This window comes from Chelativorans sp. (assembly GCF_031180965.1).
In the GTDB taxonomy this organism is placed as follows: Bacteria; Pseudomonadota; Alphaproteobacteria; order Rhizobiales; family Rhizobiaceae; genus Chelativorans.
On the sequence record NZ_JAPSLH010000004.1, the window covers coordinates 23,652 to 46,218 of the forward strand.

The 22,567-nt window shown below is 65.4% G+C and carries 23 protein-coding genes and 2 tRNA genes; 14 read left to right on the forward strand and 11 right to left on the reverse strand.

The genetic code is table 11. The features are described 5' to 3' along the window. Positions 1 to 9: 9 nt before the first annotated feature. The 7 genes from RIN79_RS04100 to RIN79_RS04130 form a co-directional block, all read right to left on the reverse strand. Positions 10 to 900, reverse strand: a complete 891-nt coding sequence (locus RIN79_RS04100) for a carbohydrate ABC transporter permease (RefSeq protein ID WP_309083351.1) — start codon at positions 898 to 900, stop codon at positions 10 to 12. Positions 901 to 914: 14 nt separating this feature from the next. After that, complete coding sequence (locus RIN79_RS04105; RefSeq protein ID WP_309083352.1) at positions 915 to 1,844, reverse strand: sugar ABC transporter permease; 930 nt, start codon at positions 1,842 to 1,844, stop codon at positions 915 to 917. Between the two features lie 88 nt (positions 1,845 to 1,932). Continuing rightward, a complete protein-coding gene (locus RIN79_RS04110) occupies positions 1,933 to 3,237 on the reverse strand; it encodes an ABC transporter substrate-binding protein (protein ID WP_309083353.1) in 1,305 nt (434 codons plus the stop codon). A 117-nt stretch (positions 3,238 to 3,354) separates the two neighbouring features. Then, the gene (locus tag RIN79_RS04115) at positions 3,355 to 4,422 is read right to left on the reverse strand and encodes a sn-glycerol-3-phosphate ABC transporter ATP-binding protein UgpC (RefSeq protein WP_309083354.1); all 1,068 of its coding nucleotides are present in this window, start codon (positions 4,420 to 4,422) and stop codon (positions 3,355 to 3,357) included. A 28-nt stretch (positions 4,423 to 4,450) separates the two neighbouring features. Further along, positions 4,451 to 5,227 carry an SDR family oxidoreductase gene (locus RIN79_RS04120; RefSeq protein ID WP_309083355.1) on the reverse strand — a complete coding sequence of 259 codons (777 nt, stop codon included), beginning with the start codon at positions 5,225 to 5,227 and terminating at the stop codon, positions 4,451 to 4,453. Further along, entirely contained in the window at positions 5,217 to 6,212 is a 996-nt protein-coding gene (gene denD / locus RIN79_RS04125; RefSeq protein ID WP_309083356.1) for a D-erythronate dehydrogenase, read from the reverse strand. The genes RIN79_RS04120 and denD overlap by 11 nt, the downstream gene beginning before the upstream one ends. Positions 6,213 to 6,383: 171 nt before the next feature. After that, positions 6,384 to 6,458 (reverse strand) — tRNA-Thr (locus tag RIN79_RS04130). Positions 6,459 to 6,620: 162 nt separating this feature from the next. On the opposite strand from RIN79_RS04130, the gene RIN79_RS04135 reads away from it, so the two are divergent. The 9 genes from RIN79_RS04135 to yacG all read left to right on the forward strand — a co-directional run bounded on the left by RIN79_RS04135 (position 6,621) and on the right by yacG (position 12,242). Then, the gene (locus RIN79_RS04135) at positions 6,621 to 6,791 is read left to right on the forward strand and encodes a hypothetical protein (protein ID WP_309083357.1); all 171 of its coding nucleotides are present in this window, start codon (positions 6,621 to 6,623) and stop codon (positions 6,789 to 6,791) included. Positions 6,792 to 6,907: 116 nt separating this feature from the next. After that, complete coding sequence (murA, locus tag RIN79_RS04140; protein WP_309083358.1) at positions 6,908 to 8,197, forward strand: UDP-N-acetylglucosamine 1-carboxyvinyltransferase; 1,290 nt, start codon at positions 6,908 to 6,910, stop codon at positions 8,195 to 8,197. A gap of 63 nt (positions 8,198 to 8,260) precedes the next feature. Further along, complete coding sequence (locus tag RIN79_RS04145) at positions 8,261 to 8,707, forward strand: DUF2948 family protein (RefSeq protein ID WP_309083359.1); 447 nt, start codon at positions 8,261 to 8,263, stop codon at positions 8,705 to 8,707. Between the two features lie 13 nt (positions 8,708 to 8,720). After that, complete coding sequence (gene hisD / locus RIN79_RS04150) at positions 8,721 to 10,013, forward strand: histidinol dehydrogenase (protein WP_309083360.1); 1,293 nt, start codon at positions 8,721 to 8,723, stop codon at positions 10,011 to 10,013. A gap of 9 nt (positions 10,014 to 10,022) precedes the next feature. Further along, positions 10,023 to 10,508, forward strand: coding sequence for a UPF0262 family protein (locus RIN79_RS04155; RefSeq protein ID WP_309083361.1), 486 nt, complete (start codon positions 10,023 to 10,025; stop codon positions 10,506 to 10,508). A gap of 1 nt (position 10,509) precedes the next feature. Next, positions 10,510 to 11,013 (forward strand): low molecular weight phosphatase family protein, encoded by a 504-nt coding sequence (locus tag RIN79_RS04160; RefSeq protein WP_309083362.1) that lies wholly within the window; start codon positions 10,510 to 10,512, stop codon positions 11,011 to 11,013. A 133-nt stretch (positions 11,014 to 11,146) separates the two neighbouring features. Further along, positions 11,147 to 11,365 carry a translation initiation factor IF-1 gene (gene infA / locus RIN79_RS04165; RefSeq protein WP_006200926.1) on the forward strand — a complete coding sequence of 73 codons (219 nt, stop codon included), beginning with the start codon at positions 11,147 to 11,149 and terminating at the stop codon, positions 11,363 to 11,365. A gap of 38 nt (positions 11,366 to 11,403) precedes the next feature. Next, entirely contained in the window at positions 11,404 to 12,033 is a 630-nt protein-coding gene (locus RIN79_RS04170; RefSeq protein WP_309083363.1) for a Maf-like protein, read from the forward strand. A 2-nt stretch (positions 12,034 to 12,035) separates the two neighbouring features. Next, entirely contained in the window at positions 12,036 to 12,242 is a 207-nt protein-coding gene (yacG, locus tag RIN79_RS04175; protein WP_309083364.1) for a DNA gyrase inhibitor YacG, read from the forward strand. Between the two features lie 93 nt (positions 12,243 to 12,335). On the opposite strand, the gene RIN79_RS04180 is transcribed toward yacG, so the two are convergent. Further along, a complete protein-coding gene (locus RIN79_RS04180; RefSeq protein ID WP_309083365.1) occupies positions 12,336 to 12,617 on the reverse strand; it encodes a DUF1127 domain-containing protein in 282 nt (93 codons plus the stop codon). A gap of 187 nt (positions 12,618 to 12,804) precedes the next feature. Between RIN79_RS04180 and RIN79_RS04185 the strand changes: the two genes are divergently transcribed. After that, on the forward strand, positions 12,805 to 13,764 hold the full coding sequence (locus RIN79_RS04185; protein ID WP_309083366.1) for a LysR substrate-binding domain-containing protein: 960 nt from the start codon (positions 12,805 to 12,807) through the stop codon (positions 13,762 to 13,764). Positions 13,765 to 13,825: 61 nt separating this feature from the next. Then, positions 13,826 to 14,641: an APH(3')-II family aminoglycoside O-phosphotransferase gene (locus RIN79_RS04190; RefSeq protein WP_309083367.1), complete on the forward strand. Its 816-nt coding sequence runs from the start codon at positions 13,826 to 13,828 to the stop codon at positions 14,639 to 14,641. A gap of 97 nt (positions 14,642 to 14,738) precedes the next feature. Here the strand turns inward: RIN79_RS04190 and RIN79_RS04195 are convergent, their stop codons facing one another. Then, complete coding sequence (locus RIN79_RS04195; RefSeq protein ID WP_309083368.1) at positions 14,739 to 14,912, reverse strand: hypothetical protein; 174 nt, start codon at positions 14,910 to 14,912, stop codon at positions 14,739 to 14,741. Here RIN79_RS04195 and RIN79_RS04200 point away from each other — a divergent pair. Both RIN79_RS04200 and xseA read left to right on the forward strand, forming a co-directional pair. Further along, complete coding sequence (locus RIN79_RS04200) at positions 14,827 to 15,276, forward strand: DUF2585 family protein (protein ID WP_309083530.1); 450 nt, start codon at positions 14,827 to 14,829, stop codon at positions 15,274 to 15,276. The genes RIN79_RS04195 and RIN79_RS04200 overlap by 86 nt on opposite strands. A gap of 69 nt (positions 15,277 to 15,345) precedes the next feature. After that, on the forward strand, positions 15,346 to 16,902 hold the full coding sequence (gene xseA, locus RIN79_RS04205; protein WP_309083369.1) for an exodeoxyribonuclease VII large subunit: 1,557 nt from the start codon (positions 15,346 to 15,348) through the stop codon (positions 16,900 to 16,902). A gap of 29 nt (positions 16,903 to 16,931) precedes the next feature. Here xseA and RIN79_RS04210 read toward each other — a convergent pair. After that, positions 16,932 to 17,008 (reverse strand) — tRNA-His (locus tag RIN79_RS04210). A gap of 226 nt (positions 17,009 to 17,234) precedes the next feature. After that, positions 17,235 to 17,687: a phasin gene (locus RIN79_RS04215; RefSeq protein WP_309083370.1), complete on the reverse strand. Its 453-nt coding sequence runs from the start codon at positions 17,685 to 17,687 to the stop codon at positions 17,235 to 17,237. A 277-nt stretch (positions 17,688 to 17,964) separates the two neighbouring features. Between RIN79_RS04215 and RIN79_RS04220 the strand changes: the two genes are divergently transcribed. Then, on the forward strand, positions 17,965 to 22,494 hold the full coding sequence (locus RIN79_RS04220; protein ID WP_309083371.1) for a PAS domain S-box protein: 4,530 nt from the start codon (positions 17,965 to 17,967) through the stop codon (positions 22,492 to 22,494). Positions 22,495 to 22,567: the final 73 nt, after the last annotated feature.

Below are 22,567 nucleotides of genomic sequence, written 5' to 3' on the forward strand. Positions count from 1 at the left end.
ATATAAGGGCTATTCTTTCACCGCCCCGGTCATCGAGGACACGTAGTAGTCGACGAAGAACGAGTAGAGGATCACGACCGGCAGCGATCCGAACAGCGCGCCCGCCATCAGCGCCCCCCACTCGAAAATATCGCCGCGCACGAGCTCCGTGAGGACGCCGACGGGGACGGTCTTGTTCTCGGAGGACTGGATGAAAGTGAGCGCGTAGATGAACTCGTTCCAGGAAAGCGTGAAGGCGAAGATGCCGGCGGAGATCAGGCCGGGCACGGCAAGCGGCAGGATGATCTTCACGAGGATCTGCCAGCGCGAGGCGCCGTCCACCAGCGCGCTTTCCTCGAGCTCGTAGGGGATCGAGCGGAAATAGCCCATCAGCAGCCATGTGCAGAAGGGGATGAGGAAGGTCGGATAGGTGAAGATCAGCGCCAGCTTGGAATCGTAGATGCCGAATTTGAAGACGATATAGGCGAGCGGGATGAAGAGGATCGACGGCGGCACCAGATAGGCGAGGAAGATCAGGAGCCCGACCGGGCGCGCGCCGGTGAAGCGGACGCGCTCGATCGCATAGGCGGCGAACACCGATGCGGCGATCGACAGGACTGTCGAGGCCACGGCGACATACATGGTGTTGACCAGCCAGCCGGGATAGGAGGTCTCCAGGAAGAGGTAGCGGATGTGCTCGAGCGTCGGCCCGACCACCCAGAATGGACTGTAATTGTTGTAATCCGTCAGCTGGTTGTTCGGCTTTACGGCCGTGATCGCCATCCAGTAGAACGGGAACAGGAGCACGAAGACGAAGAGCGCCAGCGGCAGGTAGAGCGTCACCACCCGGCGCGGCAGCCGGTTGAGATAGCTCATGCCATCGCTGGTATCTGTGAGAGCTCGCGTCTCGGATTGCGCCATTCTACCCTCTCCTCTCAATCCCTGCCGCCCTGCTGCCACTTGCGCCGCTGCAGGCCGAAGAAGCTGAACATGATCGCCGCGAGCAGGAAGGGGATCATGGCGACGGCGATGGCGGCGCCCTCGCCGAGCTGGCCCCCGGGAATCGCGCGCTGGAAGGAGAGCGTGGCCATCAGATGCGTGGCGTTCACCGGCCCGCCTTTCGTCAGCACGTAGATGAGCTGGAAATCCGTGAAGGTGAAGAGCACGGAAAAAGTCATCACCACGGCGATGATCGGCGTCAGCAGTGGCAATGTGACGTAGCGGAAGCGCTGCCAGCCGGTGGCGCCATCGAGCGAGGCGGCCTCGTTGAGCGATTGCGGGATGGTCTGCAGCCCCGCGAGCAGGCAGATCGCGACGAAGGGGATGCCGCGCCAAACATTGGCGGCGATGACCGACGCCCGGGCATTGTTGGGATCGCCCAGGAAGTTGATCGGATTGTCGATGATGCCGAGTTGCATCAGCGACCAGGAGAGGATCGAGAACTGGGAATCGTAGATCCACCAGAAGGCGAGCGCGGAAAGGACGGTGGGAACGACCCAGGGGAGAAGAACGATGGCCCGGAAGAAGGATTTGAACGGCAGTTTTTCGTTCAGGATCAGGGCCAGCCACAGGCCAAGCGCGAATTTCAGAACGGACGCGACGATCGTATAGAGAAGCGTGTTGAACACCGAGAGCAGGAAGACGCCGTCGCGGAGCAGATATTGATAGTTTTCCAGCCCGATAAAGATGCCGTCGCGGCCGATCCGTGTGTCGGTGAAGCCCAGCCACACCCCCAGACCAAGCGGATAGGTCAGGAAGCAGATCAGAAAGATCGCCGCCGGCAGCATGAAGAAGAACGACAGCACGTTGCCGTTCTGCATGAGGGCCGCCGGCCGCAAACGACTCGTTTCAGAGGCGACAGACATCGCATTCCTCCGGAAAAGCTATGGCATCAGCGCGCCGGCATCGACTGAGGCCGGCGCGCGCCGATCAGGCTGCGTGGAGGAGATGCGCCTAGATCCGGTAGTAGCGGTTTGCCCGTCTTTCGGCCTCCGTCGCCGCGTCCTCGGGGGTCATCTGGCCGGTTACGGCAGAGGCGAACATGTCCACCAGCACATAGTCGGCCATTGTGGCCGCCGAGGCGTAGCCAAGCGGACCGGCATAGCCGTTGGGCCGCAAGGTCTCGGACGCGCGTGCATAGGGCGCATGGATCGGATCCGCCTTCCAGACCGGGTTGTCGGCGAATGCCTTGAGCGGCTGGCAGCAATAGGCGCTGGAGCCCTCGATCCACGCATTCATCTGCTCGGCCTCCATCATGAACTTGATATAGGCCTTTGCCGCTTCCGGATACTGGCAATGGTTGAAGAGGAGGAGCGAACTGGTCTGGTGCAGTTCCACGCTCTCGCCCACCGGGCCGACCGGGAAGTTGGTCGTGCGGATATCCTGGGCGATCTCGGCCAGCGCCGGATCCTTCTTGGCGGCGTAGTAGAGCGACACGCCGTTTGCGGTCAGCGAGACCTGGCCGGCCAGGAAGGCGCGGTTGTTGTTGATGTCGAGCCAGCTCTCCGTGCCGGGAATGAAGGTCTCGTAGAGCTGCTTGGCATAGTTGATGGCGGCGATCGTCTCCGGGCTGTTGATGGTGACCTTGTTGTTCTCGTCCACCATCTTGCCGCCGTGGCTCCACAGGAGCCAATGGGCATAGTTGTTGCCGTCGCCCACCGCCTTGCCGTGCGGGAAGCCGGCCGGCGTGCCCTTGGCCTTCAGCGCCTTGCAGAGCTCGAGGAAACCTTGCGTGTCCTTCGGGAACTCGCTGAAGCCCGCAGCCTTCATATGGCTGTCGCGGTAGCAGATGGCGTTTCCGATGGCCGTCAGCGGCATGGCGATGAACTGGTCGCCGCGCGTCGCATAGCCCCTGACGCCGTCATACCAGCCGCCGTATTTGCTGCCGAGATAGTTGGCGAGCTCGGTGAGATCGACGAGCTTGTCCGGATACTGGTGCGCGTCGTCGAACCAGCACATCACAAGATCCGGGCCGCTGCCCACATTGGCGGCAACAGCCGCCTTCGGGCGGATATCCTCCCAGCTTTCCTGATCGATGCGCACCTCGACGCCGGTCGCCTCGGTGAACTTCTTGGTGTTCGCGTTCCAGGCCTCCTCGTCGCCCGCGACAAAGGGAACCCAGCGCAGCAGTCTGAGGCTTGCCCCCTCCTCCGGAGTGTAGGTGGGCTCGGACTGGGCGAATGACGGGCGAATGCCCATAGCGGTTAGGCCGGCCAGCCCCGCCGAACCCGCGAGGAACTCGCGTCTCCTGATGCTCATATTCTCCTCCACTTGCGGGACTGAATGCACCGGCCATCCACCGTCCCGGCGAGCGGATGGCACGTATTGCCGATCGAGGATTCCTATCTTCCAAACCCCGACTGGCACTATTGAACCTTAGGCCAAGAGCCGCTTGCCTGTCTGTACGTCGAAAAGATGCACACGCTCCGGGTCGATGGAGATGTTGATCGTCTCGCCGGGGCGCGCCTGCACCCGCTCGCGGAAGACGCAGTTCGCCTCGCCGCCGCCGAGCTTCACGATCATATGGGTCTCGTAGCCCGTGGGCTCGGTGACGATGACTTCCGCCGCCGGCCCCGCGGGATCGAGGCGGATGAATTCCGGCCGCACCCCGTAGACAAGGTCCCGGCCGACGGCGTCCGGACCGTGATCGGAAACGGGCAGCCTGGTGCCGTCCTCGGCGACGAAGATCGTGCGGCGCTCCGGATCGAGCCGGCCGCGGATCATGTTCATGGCGGGCGAGCCGATAAAACCGGCGACGAAAAGATTGGCAGGCCTGTCGTACAGATCGAGCGGCGCGCCGATCTGCTCGACAATGCCGTCATGCATGACGACGATCTTGTCGGCCATGGTCATGGCCTCGATCTGGTCGTGCGTCACATAGACGGTGGTCGTCTGCAGCCGCTGATGCAGTTCCTTGATCTCGGCCCGCATCGCGACGCGCAGCTTGGCATCGAGATTGGAGAGCGGCTCGTCGAACAGGAAGACCTGCGGATCGCGCACGATGGCCCGACCCATGGCGACGCGCTGCCGCTGTCCGCCGGAAAGCTGGCGCGGATAGCGGTCGAGCAGCTGCGAGAGGCCGAGAATCTCGGCGGCGGCATTGACGCGCCTGTCCCTTTCCTCCTTCGGCGTGCCCTTCAGCTTCAGCGAGAAGGCCATGTTGTCGGCCACGGTCATGTGCGGATAGAGCGCATAGTTCTGGAACACCATGGCGATGTCCCGGTCCTTCGGCGGCACGGTGTTGACCACGCGCTCGCCGATGCGGATCGTGCCGTCGGAGATGTTCTCGAGGCCAGCCAGCATGCGCAGCAGGGTCGACTTCCCGCAGCCGGAAGGACCGACCAGGATGACGAACTCGCCGTCCTCGATGCCGATATTCACGCCCTTGATGACGGGAACCGCCCCAAAGGATTTCTTCACGTCAACGAACTGCACACCCGCCATCTACTACTCCTCCAAAGAAGCCTGGCCTTCAGCCTCGCCCGACCAGCGGCATTTTGGTCGCCATCACGGTCATGTTCAAGACATTCGCGTCGAGCGGCAGGCTGGCCATATAGACCACCGCCCTTGCGACATGGGCAACCGGGATTGTCGGCTCTGCCGCCACTTCGCCATTGGCCTGCAGCACGCCGGAGTTCATCCGCGAGGTCATGTCAGTGGACGCATTGCCGATATCGATCTGGCCGCAGGCGATGTCGAAAGGCCGGCCCTCCAGGGCCGTGGACTTCGTCAAGCCGGTGATGGCGTGCTTGGTCGCCGTGTATGGCGCCTGGTGGGGCCTCGGTGTCGTGGCCGAGATGGAGCCGTTGTTGATGATGCGTCCGCCGCGCGGCCGCTGCGCCTTCATGAGCCGCATTGCCTGCTGCGTGCACAGGAAAGCCCCCGTGAGATTCGCGGAGACGATCGCGCTCCACTGATCGAAGGTGATCTCCTCCATGGGAACGGCCGGCAGATTCATCCCCGCATTGTTCACCAGAAGGTCAAGCCGGCCATAGGCGTTCTCTATCTCGCCGAACAGCGCCTGAACGGACGCCGGATCGCCGATATCGGCTGGAACGGCCCGTACGGAGCCGCCCGTCCGGCCGGCGATTTCGCGCGCCGCCGCCTCCAGGACCTCGGCCCTGCGGCCGGTGATGACAACGGAAAAGCCCTCCGCGCTCAGCGCCTCGGCAATGCCACGGCCGATGCCCGTGCCGCCGCCGGTCACCAGCGCGATCCTGCCCTCTCCCGCTCTTTCCTCAGCCGCCATTTGGAATCGCCCCGCCCAGTTCGTCCTCAATGTGGATGCGGATGATCTCATCAAAGCTCTTTTCCGCGCGGAAGCCCAGAGACTCGGCGCGGCGCGCATCGAAATCGGTGGGCCAGCCGGCGACGATCCTGCGAATCATCGGGTCCGGCTCGCGGCGGATCAGCCGAACGGCCTTCTCCCCCGCGGCGCGGCGCAAGGCCTCGATTTCCTCGGCAACCAGCGCCGAGAGGCCGGGCATGGTCAGGTTCCGCCGCGGCCCCACCTGCGCAAGGTCCAGGCGCGCGGCGTGCAGAAAGAAGCCGACCGCAGCGCGCGGGCTCGCGAACCAGTGCCGCACATCCTCGTCCACCGGCAGCACGGCTTCCTGGCCGGCGAGCGGCTCGCGCAGGATGTTGGAGAAGAAGCCGGAGGCGGCCTTATTCGGCGTACCGGGCCGGATGCAGATGGTGGGCAGCCTGATGCCGACGCCATCGAATATCCCGCGCCGCGAAAAGTCGGCGAGCAGCAGCTCGGCCATCGCCTTCTGCGTGCCGTAGCTCGTCAGCGGGGTCGTGAAGAACTCGTCGGGGATTTTTTCCGGGAAGGGCGCGCCGAACACGGCGATGGAGGAGGCGAAGACGAGCCGCGGCAGGTAAGGCTCCTTTCCGCCCTCCAGCCGGATCGCCTCGAAGAGGGCGCGGGTGCCATCGAAATTGACGCGGTAGCCTTTTTCGAGATCGGCCTCGGCCTCGCCGGAGACGATCGCGGCGAGGTGAAAAACGAGATCCGGCCGCGCAGCAATCAGTCTTTCGGCGCTTCCCGCTTCCGAGAGATCCATGGCGGTCCGGTGGGAGATCCCGGCGAGCGCCTGCGGGACCGGCGGCTCGACGATGTCGACCAGCGAAAGACGGGTGATCTCGCGGCCAAGAGCGTCCGGAGCAGCGGCAAGCCTTTCGACCAGCTTGCGTCCGATCATCCCGGCGGCGCCGGTCACCAGCACATGCATCTATCGCTCCCCTCCCAAGGATCCTCGACAGCATCGACTGCTATGACGGAAAGACCAGTCGCCCGAATAGCGCATCGATGAGAAGGCAAGTCAACCACCAACGCCGCGAGAAAGGCTATGCGGGACCACCGGCCCTGGGCCGGCGGACTTCCGGAAGAGGCGATGGGAAAATGGTGCTGCGAGAGAGGATTGAACTCTCGACCTCTCCCTTACCAAGGGAGTGCTCTACCACTGAGCTACCGCAGCGCCGGAACGGGCGGCGTTCTGCCATATCGTCTGCGCAAGCGCAAGCGCCAGCACCATATATAAAGACGCACGCCAACCTGGAAGCAGGGGCATCGCCCGATCGAGGCATAACCATATATTGGCGAATTCGCCGCCATGATCTCGACAGACCAGGAGTATGAAATGGCCGCCAAGGAGAGGACAGAAAGCAAGAGCGAAAGGCAAAAGCGGCTCGCCGCCGAGCTTCGGGCGAACCTTGCGCGGCGGAAAGCGCAGGCGCGCTCGCGCCGCTCGGGAGAGGCCGACCAACGCGCCGAAGGCATTCCTTCGGTCAAGGAGGACAAACGAAGCTGACACAAGGTGCTGCCGACAGACGAAATCCACCCATCCTTGAACCCATGAGTGGCTTGCTCTAGGACAGGCCAACTCGACCCAAACGCCGGGAGCCTCATCCCGGGAAAGAGACGCCCATGGACCGCATACGCATCCGCGGAGGCAGTGAGCTCAACGGCACGATCCCCATTTCCGGGGCAAAGAACGCCGCCCTGCCGCTGATGATTGCCTCGCTCCTCACCGACGACACGCTGACGCTCGAGAACGTGCCGCACCTGGCCGATGTCGAGCAGCTTATCCGAATCCTCGGCAATCACGGCGTGGATTACTCCGTTAATGGACGTCGCGAGAACCAGGACAAAGGCTATTCGCGGACCATCCACTTCACGGCGCGCAGCATCGTCGACACGACGGCTCCCTATGATCTTGTGTCGAAGATGCGGGCAAGCTTCTGGGTCATCGGGCCGCTTCTGGCGCGCATGGGCGAGGCGCGGGTGTCCCTGCCCGGCGGCTGCGCCATCGGCACGCGTCCCGTCGACCTTTTCATCGACGGCCTGCGCGCGCTGGGCGCGGAGATCGAGATTGAAAACGGGTATGTCGTCGCCAGGGCCAAGAACGGCCTTATCGGTGCGCGCTACACATTCCCCAAGGTTTCCGTTGGCGCCACGCATGTGCTCATGATGGCTGCCTCCCTCGCCAAGGGCGAGACGGTGCTGGAGAATGCGGCGCGCGAGCCGGAGATCGTCAATCTGGCCGACTGCCTGAACGCCATGGGCGCGAAGATTTCCGGCGCCGGCACCTCCACGATCACAATCGAGGGCGTGACCAGCCTTTCGGGGGCGCGCCACCGCATCATCCCGGACCGCATCGAAACGGGCACCTACGCGCTCGCGGTCGCCATGGCGGGAGGCGACGTGCTTCTGGAGGGCGCGCGGGCCGATCTGCTCGAACAGGCGCTGCAGACCCTGGAGCAGACCGGAACGGAGATCGTCCGCACCAATACCGGCATCCGCGTCAAGCGCAACGGCGCCGGCGTTGAGGCCGTGCACGTGACGACCGAGCCTTTCCCGGGCTTCCCGACCGATCTCCAGGCCCAGTTCATGGCGCTGATGACCAGGGCCAGGGGTCAGGCGCGCATCACCGAAACCATCTTCGAGAACCGCTTCATGCATGTGCAGGAGCTTGCCCGGCTCGGCGCGCGCATCTCGCTCTCCGGCCAGACGGCGATCGTCGACGGCGTCGAGCGCCTGCGCGGAGCGCCCGTCATGGCGACGGACCTGCGCGCGTCGGTGTCGCTGGTCATCGCCGGGCTCGCGGCCGAGGGCGAGACGATGGTCAACCGCGTCTATCATCTCGACCGCGGGTTCGAGCGGCTGGAAGAGAAGCTTTCCAGCTGCGGCGCCGAGATCGAGCGCATATCCGGCTAACCGGGCAGCGGCGGGAACATTGAAGCGCCCGGCGCAGGTCGCGCAGGAATGTGAGTTGTGCATATGGATCTTTTGAAGCTCGCCGCGCTCGATGAGGAGGATTTGAGCATCATTTCCGCTCATCTGCAGGACGCTGTATTGAAGACTGGAGAGCTGAGCTTTTTGAGCCGCGAGAAGCGCTTCGCGGCGATGGTGCGGCGTTTCGCCTGGGAGAAGGAGAGAACCGGCTTCCGGCTGTTCCGCCGGGAGCCGCATGAGCGGCGCCTCTCCGCCCTCAGCTTCGACCGGGTGCTCGCCGTGCGCTCGGCCGGCATCGACATGAACAAGCCGGACGAGGTGCTGGCGCTTCTTGCCTTGCGCTTCCTGCCGGGCGAGGCTCCCTCCGGCACGATCGAGCTCGCCTTTTCCGGCGGGGCCACGATCCACCTTGACGTGGAATGCATAGAGGCGCGGCTCGGCGATCTCGGGGCGGCCTGGGAGACGCCGGTCCGGCCGCGGCACAGCGCATGAAAGACCCCGCGCAATGACGATCAGGTTCGCCACGGCCGAGGCGGATTTCGAGCTCCGCTTCTCCGCCCTTCTTGCCGCCAAGCGCGAGGTGTCTGAGGAGGTCGATGCCGCGGTGCGCGAGATCATCGCGCGCGTGCGGGCCGAAGGCGACGCCGCGGTGGCCGAATACACCAGACGCTTCGACCGCTTCGATCCGGCAGAAGCAGGCATGCGCGTGCCGCGCGCGGAGATCGAAGCTGCCTACGACAAAGTGGACGGCGAGACGGTGGACGCGCTGAAGCTTGCCCAGAGCCGCATCGAGGCGCATCACCGCCGGCAGCTTCCGAGCGACACGCGCTACACGGACGCGCTGGGCGTCGAACTCGGCTGGCGCTGGACACCGATTTCCGCCGTCGGCCTCTATGTGCCGGGCGGCACGGCGAGCTATCCCAGCTCCGTGCTGATGAACGCGGTGCCGGCCCGCGTGGCGGGCGTGGAAAGGATCGTGATCACCGTCCCCTCGCCCGATGGCGTGCTCAATCCGCTCGTGCTGGTGGCGGCGGACCTCGCAGGCGTGACCGAGATCTACCGCATAGGTGGCGCCCAGGCCGTGGCGGCCCTTGCCTTTGGCACGCAGACCATAGCGGCGGTCGACAAGATCGTCGGGCCGGGCAACGCCTATGTGGCGGCGGCGAAGCGGCAGGTCTTCGGCCAGGTCGGCATCGACATGATCGCCGGCCCGTCCGAGGTGCTTGTCGTGGCTGACCGCGAGAATGATCCCGACTGGATCGCCGCCGATCTTCTGGCGCAAGCCGAGCATGACGCGGCGGCGCAGTCCATCCTCATGACCGAGGATGCTGACTTCGCCGATGCGGTTGCCGGCGCAGTCGAGCGGCAGCTTGCGCGCCTGTCGCGGGCAGATATCGCGGGCGCAAGCTGGCGCGATTTCGGCGCCATCATCCTCGTGCGCAGCTTGGAGGAAGCGCCCGCCCTCATCGACCGGATCGCGCCGGAGCATCTGGAGCTTGCGACGGAGGAGGCGGAAATGCTCCTCTCGCGCATCCGCAATGCGGGGGCCGTCTTCCTCGGCCGCCATACGCCCGAAGTGATCGGCGACTATGTCGGCGGCTCCAATCACGTGCTGCCCACCGCCCGCTCGGCGCGTTTTTCCTCAGGCCTCTCCGTGCTCGACTTCGTCAAGCGCATGTCCATTCTCCGGCTCGGCCCGGAGCAGCTGGGCGCGCTCGGTCCCGCAGCCATCGCGCTGGCCAAGGCCGAGGGGCTGGAGGCGCATGGCCGCTCCGTCTCAATACGGCTGAATGCCTAAGGCCGGCCGATGGGCGAGCGGACTTCCCGGAAGGCGCGGCTCATCGATGTCGAACTGGACGAGACGGTCGGGCGCGCGACGCCGGATATCGAACATGAGCGCGCCGTCGCCATCTTCGATCTCGTCGAGGAAAACAGTTTCGCGCCTGTCGGCGATCCGGTCGGCGGTCCCTACCGGCTGAAGATCTCGCTCGTCGATTCGCGCCTCGTCCTCGCCGTGACGCGCGAGAACGGTGATCCCGTCGTCACCCACATGCTGTCGCTCGCGCCCTTCCGGCGCATCGTGAAGGACTATTTCCTCGTCTGCGAGAGCTATTACCAGGCCATCCGCTCGGCGACGCCGAGCCAGATCGAGGCCATCGACATGGGCCGGCGCGGCCTCCACAACGAAGGTTCGCAGACGCTCGCGGACCGCCTCAGGGGCAAGATCGAGCTCGACTTCAACACGGCGCGGCGGCTCTTCACGCTCGTCTGCGTGCTTCACTGGCGCGGCTGACATGACGGCGCAACCAGCGGAAGATCGGCCGGAGCGGGAAGCGGGGAAAGGCGCGGCTTCGGATGCCCTTCCCCGTTCGGTCCTGTTCCTGTGCGGCCGCAATTCCATCCGCTCGCCCATGGCCGAGGTGCTGGCAAAGCGGCGCCTGCCGCGCTCGACCTTCATCGCCTCCGCGGGTGTGCGCCCGGGCCAGCGCGACCCGTTTGTCGACGCCGTCCTGGCCGAGGAGAACCTGTCCCTGGGCGCATGGTCGCCCCGTCGCCTCGACGAGCTTGAAGACTCCTATTTCGATCTCATCGTCACCCTCGCGCCGGAAGCCCATCATGCGGCGCTGGAGCTTACCCGCACCATGGCCGTCGAGGTCGAATACTGGCCGACCCTCGACCCCTCCGCCGTGGAGGGGACGCGCGAGCAGATCATGGCCTCCTACCGGGACGTGCGCGACTATCTGCGGGCGCAGATCGAGCGTCGCTTCAGCCCAAAACCCACTGCCGACGAAACGTGAACAAGCGTGTTCACAAATGGCGGCGGATGGGCTAGGTTCCGCGCGGTTTTCGGCCCGGCATCCATTTCCCGCGCGCAAAGCGAAGGAAGAAGCCGGTCAGGCCGGCAAAACTCCGCCAGAACGAAGGTATCGGATGCCGAAGGAAGAAGTCCTCGAATTTCCAGGTGTTGTCACGGAACTCCTGCCCAATGCGATGTTCCGCGTGAAGCTTGAGAACGAACACGAGATCATCGCCCACACCGCCGGCCGGATGCGCAAGAACCGCATCCGCGTGCTCACCGGCGACAAGGTGCTGGTGGAAATGACGCCCTACGATCTGACCAAGGGCCGGATCACCTATCGCTTCAAATAGAAGCTCGCGGGCGCTTCAGCCTGCCGACGGGGAATGCGATGAGCGCGCTCAAGAAACTCGTCCTCGCCTCGGCTTCGCCAAGGCGCGTTGAACTCCTGCAGCAGGCCGGCATCGAACCAGACCGCCTCATCCCGGCGGAAATCGACGAAACGCCGCTCAAGGCGGAGCACCCGCGCTCACTCGCCAAGCGCCTGGCACGGGCCAAGGCGGAAAAGGCGTTGGCGCGACTCACCAAAGACGGCGCGGCGCAGGACTCCTTCGTGCTCGCGGCGGACACCGTGGTCGCGGTCGGCAGGCGTATCCTGCCCAAGACCGAAGTCACGGACGAGGCGTCAAACTGCCTGCGGCTCCTCTCCGGCCGCTCGCACCGGGTCTATACGGGCATCTGCCTCTTCACGCCGGAAGGCAAGCTGCGCCACCGGCTGGTGGAAACGCGCGTACGCTTCAAGCGGATATCGCGCGAGGAACTGGAGAACTATCTTGCTTCCGGCGAGTGGCGCGGCAAGGCCGGCGGCTACGCGATCCAGGGTTTCGCCGGCACGTTCGTGGTCAAGCTCGTGGGCTCCTACAGCAATGTCGTCGGCTTGCCGCTCTACGAGACCGTGAGCCTGCTTTCGGCCGACGGCTTCAAGGTGCATCACACCTGGCCGGAGGGAACGCAGATCTGACGATGCCGGATCACGCGCCCGAAAAGATCACGCCGCTGCGCCCGCGCCGTCCCTGCCCCGAATGCGGCAAGCCCTCCTCACGCGAATTCTATCCATTCTGCTCGAAGCGCTGCAAGGATATCGACCTCAACCGCTGGCTTTCCGGCTCCTACGTCATCCCCGGGCGGCCGGCGGAGGACGACGAGGACGATCCGGCATCGGGACAATAAAAAAGCCCGGCTCGCGGGGAGCCGGGCAAGTCTGCAGGCAGCCGGGGGGAACCGGCGTGATGGGAGTGAATGCCTGCATGGGAGAAGAGGCAGTCAAGGATGGCGGCGTGAGCCACCCTCGTTTCTCTTGCGCACCCTGACAATCTGCTCAAGGCGCCGCGTCGGGTCGTCGAGAATGGGGCCGTCATAAGCCAGCGCAATGTCCTCGCGCGTGAGACCTATATCCACCAGTTCCCAATCGGTGAGGTCGTTCAGCCGCCGAAGGGCGCGCCGGTTGGACCAAAGGCGCCAAATCTGGGAAGCCGTGCGCACGAGACGCAGCACGAAGCCCGGCCTGGCGGCGGTAATCGGGAATGCGGTCCGTTCTGCGCGCATGGCAAATCTCCTTTGCGTGATCCGCTGCTGGGAAGCGGATTCCGGAGAAGGGCGGGACGCCGGCAAGGAATGCCGCGGCGAAATCTCGTCGCCTACTCAGGAATGATGCATTTTTCCCATGCGACAATTGATTAGTCGAACGAATGTTTTTAATCTTTTGGATCAATTGCAGTGATAGGAGGGTGCAATGACGGCGCCGCTCGACCTCGACCAGCTTTCCACCTTTGTCGCCATTGCCGACAGCGGCAGCTTCACCAGAGCCGCCGAGGAGGTACACCGCACCCAGTCCGCGGTTTCCATGCAGATGCGCCGGCTGGAGGAACGCATCGGCAAGCCGCTCTTCGAAAAGGACGGACGCACCAACCGGCTGACGGAGGATGGCGAGCGGCTCCTGCTCTATGCACGCAGGCTTCTGCGGCTCAACCGCGAGACGCTGGCGGCCTTCGACGATGAGAGCCTGGAAGGCCATGTGCGGATCGGCATGCCCGACGATTATGCCGAGCGCTTCCTGCCGGAGATCATGGCGCGCTTCTCCCGTTCCAATCCGCGTGTGGAGATGTCCGTGCTCTGCGAGCCGACGGCCAATCTCGTGCACCATGTGCGGCAGGGAAATGTCGACCTGGCACTGGTGACCGACCAGGACAATGCGGAGACGGTCCGGCGCGAGCCCCTGCTCTGGGTCGGCTCCGCCAACCACACCACCCACGAGCGGGAGGTGCTGCCGATGGCTTTCGGACGGCCAACCTGCACCTGGCGGCGGATTGCCTGCGATACTCTGCGGGACATCAATCGCGACTACCGCATCCTCTTCACCAGCTTTTCCGCCACGGTGATCACCGCCGCGGTGATGTCGGGCGCCGCCATCTCGGTGCTGCCGGAATGCGCCCTGCGGCCGGGAATGCGGGTGCTGACAGAAAAGGACGGATTCCCGATGCTGCCGGACTGCCATATCGGCATCATGCGCGGGCGCACCAATCAGACCGAGCTGGTAGACGCGCTTGCCCGCCACATCGCCGAGAGCCTCGACAATATTTCCGTACCGATCGGCGTGGCCGACGAGACGGAGGGCCTCGACTTCACCTCGTTCACCCACCGCTTCAAGCGCGGCAAGCGGCTACGGCCCAGCCATGTGCTGCCGGGATGGTAGGGATCAGCAAAATCGATCGGTTCCACGACAGCGTGCGCCGACAATCTTGCGGCCAGCGTTGATGAGCGCGTTTCATCAGGAGGCGAATGCGCCAGAGGATCGCGCGTTCGAGGCGCCTTCCTCTTGGCGCGACGAACTTGCGGGCTATGCATGGTCTCGCCAGACCATCGGCCGCTCGGATGCCGCCGTCTTTCGTCTGGAGGCGGAGGGCCGCCCCACGCTCTTCGTCAAGACCGAGCCGGTGAGCGCCTTCGGCGAAATCCCGGACGAGGCGGCGCGGCTGAAGTGGCTCGGCGGCGAAGCGATCCCCTGCCCAGCTGTTCTCCGCGAGGCCCGGGAAGACGGCCGTGACTGGCTGCTGATGAGCGCCATACCCGGCAGAGACCTCGCCTCCTCGCCGGACCTCGCACCCGAACGCATCGTCGAGATCGCCGCCGAGGCGCTCCGCATGCTGCATCGGCTTGCCGTCGCGGATTGCCCGTTCGACCACAGGCTCGATCGCCGCATCGAGGCCGCCCGGCGAAGGATGGAGGCGGGACTTGTCGACGAGGAGGATTTTGACGAGGAGCGGAGCGGCCGCGCCGCGCCGGAGGTGTTCCGGGAGCTTCTGGCACAGCGCCCGTCCCGGCAGGAGCTGGTCGTCACCCATGGAGACGCCTGCCTGCCCAACCTGCTTGCGGACAAGGGACGCTTTACCGGCTTCGTCGACTGCAGCCGCCTCGGCGTGGCCGACCGGTTTCAGGACCTGGCGCTGGCGAGCTGGAGCATATGGCACAATCTTGGCGAACAGTGGGTAGGGCCGTTCCTCGAACGGTATGGGGCGGAAGCAGACCTCGAGCGGATGTCGTTCTATCAGCTACTCGACGAGTTCTTTTGACACCGCGCCACGGGGACCGGAGGGGGAGACAATCTTGATGCAGTACGAAGCTCAGTCTTCCGCGCGGAATGCCCAGCGCTCAGTGGTGCTGTGCCTGCTAATCGTCGCCGGGATTCTTCTCGTTCAGTCGCTCGTGCTCGCCTGGATGGGCCGGGCTTCCCATCTGCGCCTGCGGCTCGGTCAAGCTGTGGTATCCGGACGCCTCCGGGCCCGAGACGTCGCAGCATCTTACCGACTGGTACACGTTCTCGCATTTCCTGCACGGGCTCATCTTCTACGCCATCCTCCATCTCCTGTCGCCGCGCGCGCCGTTGTGGCTGCGGCTCAGCCTGGCGGTGGGGCTGGAGGCGGCCTGGGAGATCGCCGAAAACACGCCGATGGTGATCGATCGCTACCGCCAGGGCGCGCTGGCGGAGGGCTATTTCGGCGACAGCATCGTCAACTCCCTCGCCGATACGGCGGCCGCGATCGTCGGCTTCTTCTTCGCCCGCGCCGCTCCGGTCTGGCTGAGCGTTGCGCTCTTCATCGCCATCGAGCTCTTCCTCGCCTACTGGATCAGGGACAATCTGACGCTCAACATCATCCAGCTGCTGCACCCAACCGAAGCCATTTCGCGCTGGCAAGTCGGCGGCTGACCCCGCCGCTTGGAAGGGCGCCGTCGGCCATGGGTTGACCTTGCACCCCTCAAAGGGTCAATTCGGACCATGGAAGCAAACCAAGATTCGCTGAGCAATGTCGCCGAATACTCGGTGAGCGAGATCTCGCTTGCCCTGAAGCGTACCGTCGAGGACGCGTTCGGCCATGTGCGCGTGCGCGGCGAGATTTCCGGCTTCCGGGGGGCGCATGCCTCCGGCCACTGCTACTTCACGCTGAAGGACGACCGTGCCCGCATTGAAGCCGTCATCTGGAAGATGACCTTCGCCAAGCTGCGCTTCCCTCCGCAGGAGGGACTGGAGGTGATCGCGACCGGCCGCCTCACCACCTATCCCGGCTCGTCGAAATACCAGATCGTCATCGACAATCTGGAGCCCGCCGGCGCGGGGGCGCTGATGGCGCTCCTCGAAGAGCGCAAGAAAAGGCTCGCGGCCGAAGGCATCTTCGCCGACAGCAGAAAGAAGCGCCTGCCCTTCATGCCCTGCGTGATCGGCGTCGTCACATCGCCTACCGGCGCGGTGATCCGCGATATCATCCACCGCATCGCCGACAGGTTCCCCGTGCATGTGCTCGTCTGGCCCGTGCGGGTGCAGGGGGAGACCACCGGAACGGAGGTGGCGGCGGCGGTGTCGGGGTTCAATTCCCTGGCGTCGCGCGGCCCGGTGCCGCGGCCCGACGTGCTGATCGTTGCGCGCGGCGGCGGCAGCCTGGAGGATCTGTGGGGCTTCAACGACGAAGCGGTGGTGCGGGCGGTCGCCGCGTCGGAAATCCCGGTGATCTCGGCGGTCGGCCACGAGACCGACTGGACCCTGATCGATCTTGCCGCCGACCGGCGCGCGCCGACACCCACCGGGGCTGCCGAAATGGCGGTGCCGGTGAAGGCGGAGCTTGAAGCCAATCTCGCCCGCTTGTCGGCGCGGCTGAAGGGCGCGATCTCGCGCGATCTCGACCGGCGCAGGCAGACAGCGCGGAGCATTTCGCGGGCGCTGCCCGCACCGGACCAGCTCTTCGCGCTGCCGCGCCGCCGTTTCGACGAGGCGGCGGGCCGCCTGGTGCGGGCGCTGCACATGGCGACGCACCGCAAGCGCCTTCGCTTCGATGGTTTGCGGCTTTCCATCGCCACGCTGGACCGGCGCATCGGCGAGGCGCGGCGGCAGGCCACCCAGTGCGGCGGGCGGCTGCCGGTCGTCTATCTGGGCCTCGTGCGGCATCGGCGCTCCCGCTTCGACCGCGACGCGGCACGCGTCACCCGGCGCGTCCCCCTCCAGCGCATTGCCAGCCTCGGCGAGCGCCTGAAGGCGGCGATGGGGCGGAAGGACAGGGCGGTCTCGCTGCGGCTGGAGCGCGCCAGGAGCGCCTACGAACAGACGGCAAGGCTGGCGGAGTCGCTGTCCTATAAGAGCGTGCTCGAACGCGGCTTCGCTTTGGTGCGAGACGGCGGGGACCAGCCGGTTAAGCGCGCCGCCGGCATTCTGCCCGGCGAGGCGCTGCGGCTGCAATTTGCCGACGGCAGCACAGGCGCGATCGCCACCGGGAAAATGAGCACCGCGCCGCGCAAGGCTCCCGCACCGCAGAAGGAGCCGGGAAAGCAGGGCTCGCTCTTCTAGTCTTTATGTCCGGAATGGCCGTTTGGGATTGGTACGGTTGGGTGGGCTCGAACCACCGACCTCAGGAGCCACAATCCTGCGCTCTAACCAACTGAGCTACAACCGCATGGCATTTTGCCGTTTCGCCCGCGTCATTACGGGCAAATCCGCCCATTTTCAAGAGCGATGCTGAGACAGGACAGGATCGCGGGCCGGATAAAAAAGAAAAGACCGGGGGGAGGACCCGGTCTTTTCATCAGGGGATCGGCAGGAGGAGGAGAGCCGATCCCGTGTTCTAGGCAACGCGGCGCATATAATGGGCGCCGGCGAAAAATGCAGCGCGACGCTTCGCCTCAGGCGGCGGTCTGCTTCAGCGCCCGCTCGAACACGTCCTTCACCGGTTTGGCGAGCTCCGTCGCAGCCTTCTGCGAGATGGCCTGGAACTCACGTGTCTGGTCGATGGCGAACTCCATCTGGCGGCGGATAAACGAGCTCTGCAGCTCGATCATCTCGGAAAAGCTCTTGGCGTTCACCAACGCCTCGACCTGGGAAAGATTGGCCTCGGTGCCGGCGCGAAAGGCGGCGATGGACTTGAGGACGATCTCGTCGCCTACCGTCTTCGCCGTCTCCAGCGAGGCTTCGAACGCCTTGCGGGCATCGTCGGCGCCGCTTCTCACCCGATCATAGGTCTCCTTGGCCTGCTCGGCGCCCTTCTCGGCAAAATTGCGCAGCTCCTCGGTCGTCTTCGATGCGTCGAAGGAGGGAAAATCGGTGCCCTCAACGGGCTTGGTGTTGGTTCTGCTCATCGTTCTGTCCTTTGCCTGATCGCATCCGCAGCCTCGGATGCCTCACTGTCAGCTTGCCCTCAATGTAGCACGACTTTTGTGCATTGCAATATAATTGTTGCGATGCAACATAGAAAGAGCGGCGCTGGTGCCGGCCACAATTGTGCCGGCGGCGATTCGATTAACCAACCCGCCAAATGTCGGCGGATCATCGAGAGAAGGTTTGTGGACGCCGCGGCGTCGTGCTCTTATTAACGACTGGTTAATCCGTCCCCGCTGAGCAAATGGTTGCGGCTGAATGGCTTCGACGTCCTACTCGTTCCTTGACATAGTGGTCCTCGACGAAGTGCGCGAAGGTTTCGTCGCCGGCGACGCGCTGGCGATCCTATCCACGGATCTCGAGGAAATCCTCTGGGCGAACGGCGCGGGCGCGTCCTGGCTCGGCTTTCCAGCCATCGAGGCGGCGATCGGGGAAAAACCACGGCTGCCGGCAACGGCGCTGAGGCAGATCGCCGCCGCGCCGGGCTTTCCGCGCATCGGCCGCGGCCGCACCATCGGGCTTAGGATCACCAGCGGCCTTTCCAGCCGGATCGTGACGCTGCAGGCGAGCGCGATCGAGCTTCCGCGCGGCGAGGACGCCCTGCTCCTGGCGCTGCCATCCGCAAACGGAAGCTCGGCGGACGAGCGGGCCCGGCGCGCCATAGCCGGCTTCCACCAGGCCGGGCATTTCGCGGCGCTTGTCGACGCGGATGGCACCGTTACCGCCGCGTCCGCCGGTTTCGAGGCGCTGCAGATCGACCAGGACACTCTCGAGGCGCTTGTGCGCGATGTCGGCCGGGAAGCAGGCCGGCTCGTAAAGAAGCGGATCGCCGCCCGCGCGCATTTCCCGGCTGGGATCGCCCGGTTGACCGACGATCCGCCCCACCACCTGCTCCTGGTCGTGGACGACGGGTCGCCCGATATTCTCCCTTCCCAACCTGCGGCAGCGGCGGATGCCGCTGCCGTTGCTCCAGAGGAGGCGCCGCCCGCAGGCTTGGCAGCGCTGCCGGACAGCCAGGAATCTGAAACGCCGCTCCTCGCGACCTTCGATGAAGAAGCGGCTGCGGCCGAGCCGATCGCGGCGCAGACATCGACGGAAGGGGAGCCGCAGACGGACGTTGCCGACCGGCAGGACGCGCCGGAGGCGCCGCTGGCGGAGTCACCGCGCGAGGGGGACGGAGCATCGGCTGACGCGATCCCGGAGCAGGCCCTGCCGGCGCAGCCGCCGGCCACGGAGGATCGGCTTCAAACCGTGACCGAGCCAGCAGCCGAAGCGGAACGGCCTGATGATCGGATCGAGCCGGCCGCTCCTCCCGCGAGCGAGATGCCCGCGCCGCGCACCGTCCGCTTTTCATGGCGTACCGATGCGGAGGGCCGCTTCTCCGCGATTTCGGACGAGTTCGCGGAAGCCATGGGCAAAAATGCGGCCGATGTGATCGGCCGTACCTTCAAGGAGGTTTCCAATGCCTTCGGGCTCGATCCTGAAGGCTCTATCGCGCGGCTTCTTGAGCGCCGCGACACCTGGTCCGGCCGCACAGTGATGTGGCCGCTCGAAGGCACGAAGCTGAAGGTGCCGGTCGATCTTGCCGCCCTGCCGGTCTACGGGCGCGGACGCGTCTTCGAAGGCTTCCGCGGCTTCGGCATCGCGCGTCTTGGAGAAGCGGAGGCCGATCCGGAATCCATCGGCACCGTGCTGGCGCCCATCGAGCCGCAGGATGAGGAGGAACCCGACGCCGAAGGAAGCCCGGCAGCGGAACCGGAGCAACAAGCGGAAGCCACGCTTGCCGGGGACGGGCAGGAAAGCGATCCTTTTCGCGGCGAGAAGCCGGCGATCACCGTTTCGCGCGAGGAACCGCAGGCACCGGCGGACGAGAAGATCATCCATCTCGCCGAACGTCGCGACGGCCTATGGAATGCCAGCCTGACAGCGAGCGAGCGCACCGCGTTCCGCGAAATCGGCGAAAGGCTGCGGCGCGCGGAAGCTGCCCCTGTTGCCGACGCGAATGCGCAGGACAGCCATACCCGGCAGGCCGAAGAGGCGGTGGCCGACGAGGCGATTGAGCAGCCGCGCGACGAGATGGAGCCGGACGGCGCCGCCCTTTCGGGCGATTCGCCTTCCCTGGAGGAGATGAGCCGGGAGCCCGCAGCGGAGGAGCCGCGGCAAGGTTTCGCGCATGAGGCGGAGCCGGCTTCGGTCACGCATGAAGGAACTGACGCCGCAGTTATCGAGCCGTTGCCCGAGACCACCGGTTACCAGGAACAGACGGAAGCGGAGCCGCGCGCAGAGGAGGAAATCGCTGGACAGCCTGAGAGCCTTGCGCCCGAGGCTGACGGACGGCAGCCCCGGTTCAGTCTGGTGGGGGAACCCGAGGAGCCCGCCGACACTGCCTCGCTTGGAGCGCCCTCCGCCTTGCTGGGAAGAGAGACAGAGGACACGGCCGAGCGCATCGCACCGGGCGATGAAAATACCCCGGCTGCCGAGCGCGCCGATGGCCACGAAGCTGCGCTGCGCGACGATGGCCGCCGGGAAGACGGCTCACCCGCGCCGGCGGATGAACCGAAGCCGGTGGAACCAGGGGACGAGGCCGCCCGCACGGAACAGCCGGACATTGAGCGCTCGGAAACGCTCGTGGAGGAGACGCACGCTCGCTCTCAATTAACGGATGAAGAGCTGCCCATAGAGGAAGCTGCCGCCCAATCGGAGGAGCAGTCCGAAGAACCGGCGCCGGCGCTCCATGACGCGTCTCCCGTCGATGAGAGGCAAGAAAGGGAGCGCGAGCCGCAGGCCGAGATGGGTGAACACGAGCCGCAGGCCGAACTGCCTGTATCCGCGGTCGGGATGGCCGCCGCCGTGGCTTCCGTCGCGGAGAACGCGTGGGAGGAGGTCACCCGGCCCGCTGAGCCGTCGGCATCAGCCGAAGAGCAGGCATCGGACGAGCCCCCCTCGCAAGACGTGCCGCCGGAGGAGACTGCGCAACCAGCAGCGCAAGCTTCCGAACCTGTCGAGGTCCCCGAGGCAGAAAAACCCGAAGCAGAAAAACCGGAAGAGGCGTTGACCTTTGGAGACGGCCGGCAAGCCGAAGCCGCCGCACCGGTGCAACTCGCTGCTACCGGAACAGCTGTTGGCAATGCCGAGTCAGAACCGGCTTCCTCGGGGGAGGAAGACACCGGCCGTGCGAACCGCGTGCCCGATTCCGCCCCCTCGCCCGAGCACTTGGCCGAGACGCAAGCGGCGGAAGCCCGGGACTCCTTCGTCGTCGTGCCGCTGGCCCAGTATCAGAGGCGTCCGGAGCCCGTCGCTGAGGAAGGGCAAGTGATGCGTCCCGAGGTAGGCGGCGAGCCCAGCTTGCTGGCTCACCTGCCGCTGCCCATCCTCGTCCATTCGGGCGACCGGCTGCATTATGCCAACCGCGAGTTCTTCAAGCTCACCGGCTATGCTGATCTGGTTGCCCTGGAAGCGGCGGGCGGCATCGGCGCGTTGTTCGGCGAGACTTCCGTCTCCGGTGAGGCGCCGCGGGAAAAGCTGCTCCTCAGTACGGCGGATGGAGCGGAAGTGCCGGTGGAAGCGCATCTGCAATCGATCTCCTGGGAGGGTGGAAAGGCGCTGATGCTGGCCTTCCATCCAGCGGCGAAGGAGCCGACGCCCGAAGACGCCGCCAAGGCGGCCGAGCTCGAAGCGCGCCTCTCGGAGATGCGCGCTATCGTCGATACGGCCACGGACGGCGTCGCCGTCATCGCTGGCGACGGCACAATCCGCTCCATCAACCGGCCGGCCGAGGCGCTGTTCGGCTTCGATGCCGAGAATGTGGTGGGAAAGCCCTTCACCTCGCTCTTCGCCATCGAGAGCCAGCGCACCGTGCAGGATTATCTCGCGGCCCTGTCCGACAACGGCGTGGCGAGCGTGCTCAATGACGGTCGGCAGGTGATCGGGCGCGAAGCGCAGGGCCGCTTCATCCCGCTCTTCATCACCATCGGGCGCCTGCCCAACGGCAGCGGCTATTGCGCCGTGCTGCGCGACATCACCCACTGGAAGCGCGCCGAAGAGGAGCTGACCCAGGCGCGCGCCCAGGCCGAGCGCGCCTCCTCGCAAAAGAGCGAGTTCCTTGCCCGCGTCAGCCACGAGGTCCGCACGCCGCTCAACGCCATCATCGGCTTTTCCGAATTGATGATCGACGAGAAGTTCGGTCCCATCGGCAACGAGCGGTACCGCGACTATCTGCGCGACATCAACCGTTCCGGAAACCACGTGCTCGAGCTCGTGAACGACCTGCTTGACATTTCCAAGATCGAGGCGGGGCAGCAGGAGATGGCCTATGAGGCCGTCTCGCTGAACGACGCGCTCGCCCAGGTCGTGGCAATGATGCAGCCGCAGGCCAACAGCGAGCGCGTCATCATCCGCTCCTCCTTCGCCTCGCGCCTGCCGGACGTCGTCGCGGATCTGAGGAGCGTGCGCCAGATCGCCATCAACCTGCTCTCCAACGCCGTGCGCTACACGCCGGCCGGCGGCCAGGTGATCGTCTCGACTGCCTATGAGCGCGACGGCTCGGTCGTCGTGCGAGTGCGCGACACGGGCGTCGGCATGAGTTCGGCGGAGCTCGACGAGGCGCTGAAACCGTTCAAGCAGATCAATGCCTTGCGGCGCAAGCGCGGCGACGGGACCGGCCTCGGCCTGCCGCTGACGAGAGCCATGGTCGAGGCCAACCGGGCGCAGTTTGCGATCGCCTCCACGCCCGGCGAGGGCACTCTGGTGGAGATCACATTCCCTCCGACACGCGTTCTGGCTGAATGACCGTAGCGTGAATAACTTGACCAAAGCAGTTTAGAATAGTTCTAAACTGCTGATTTTACTCGCTTTTACCTTG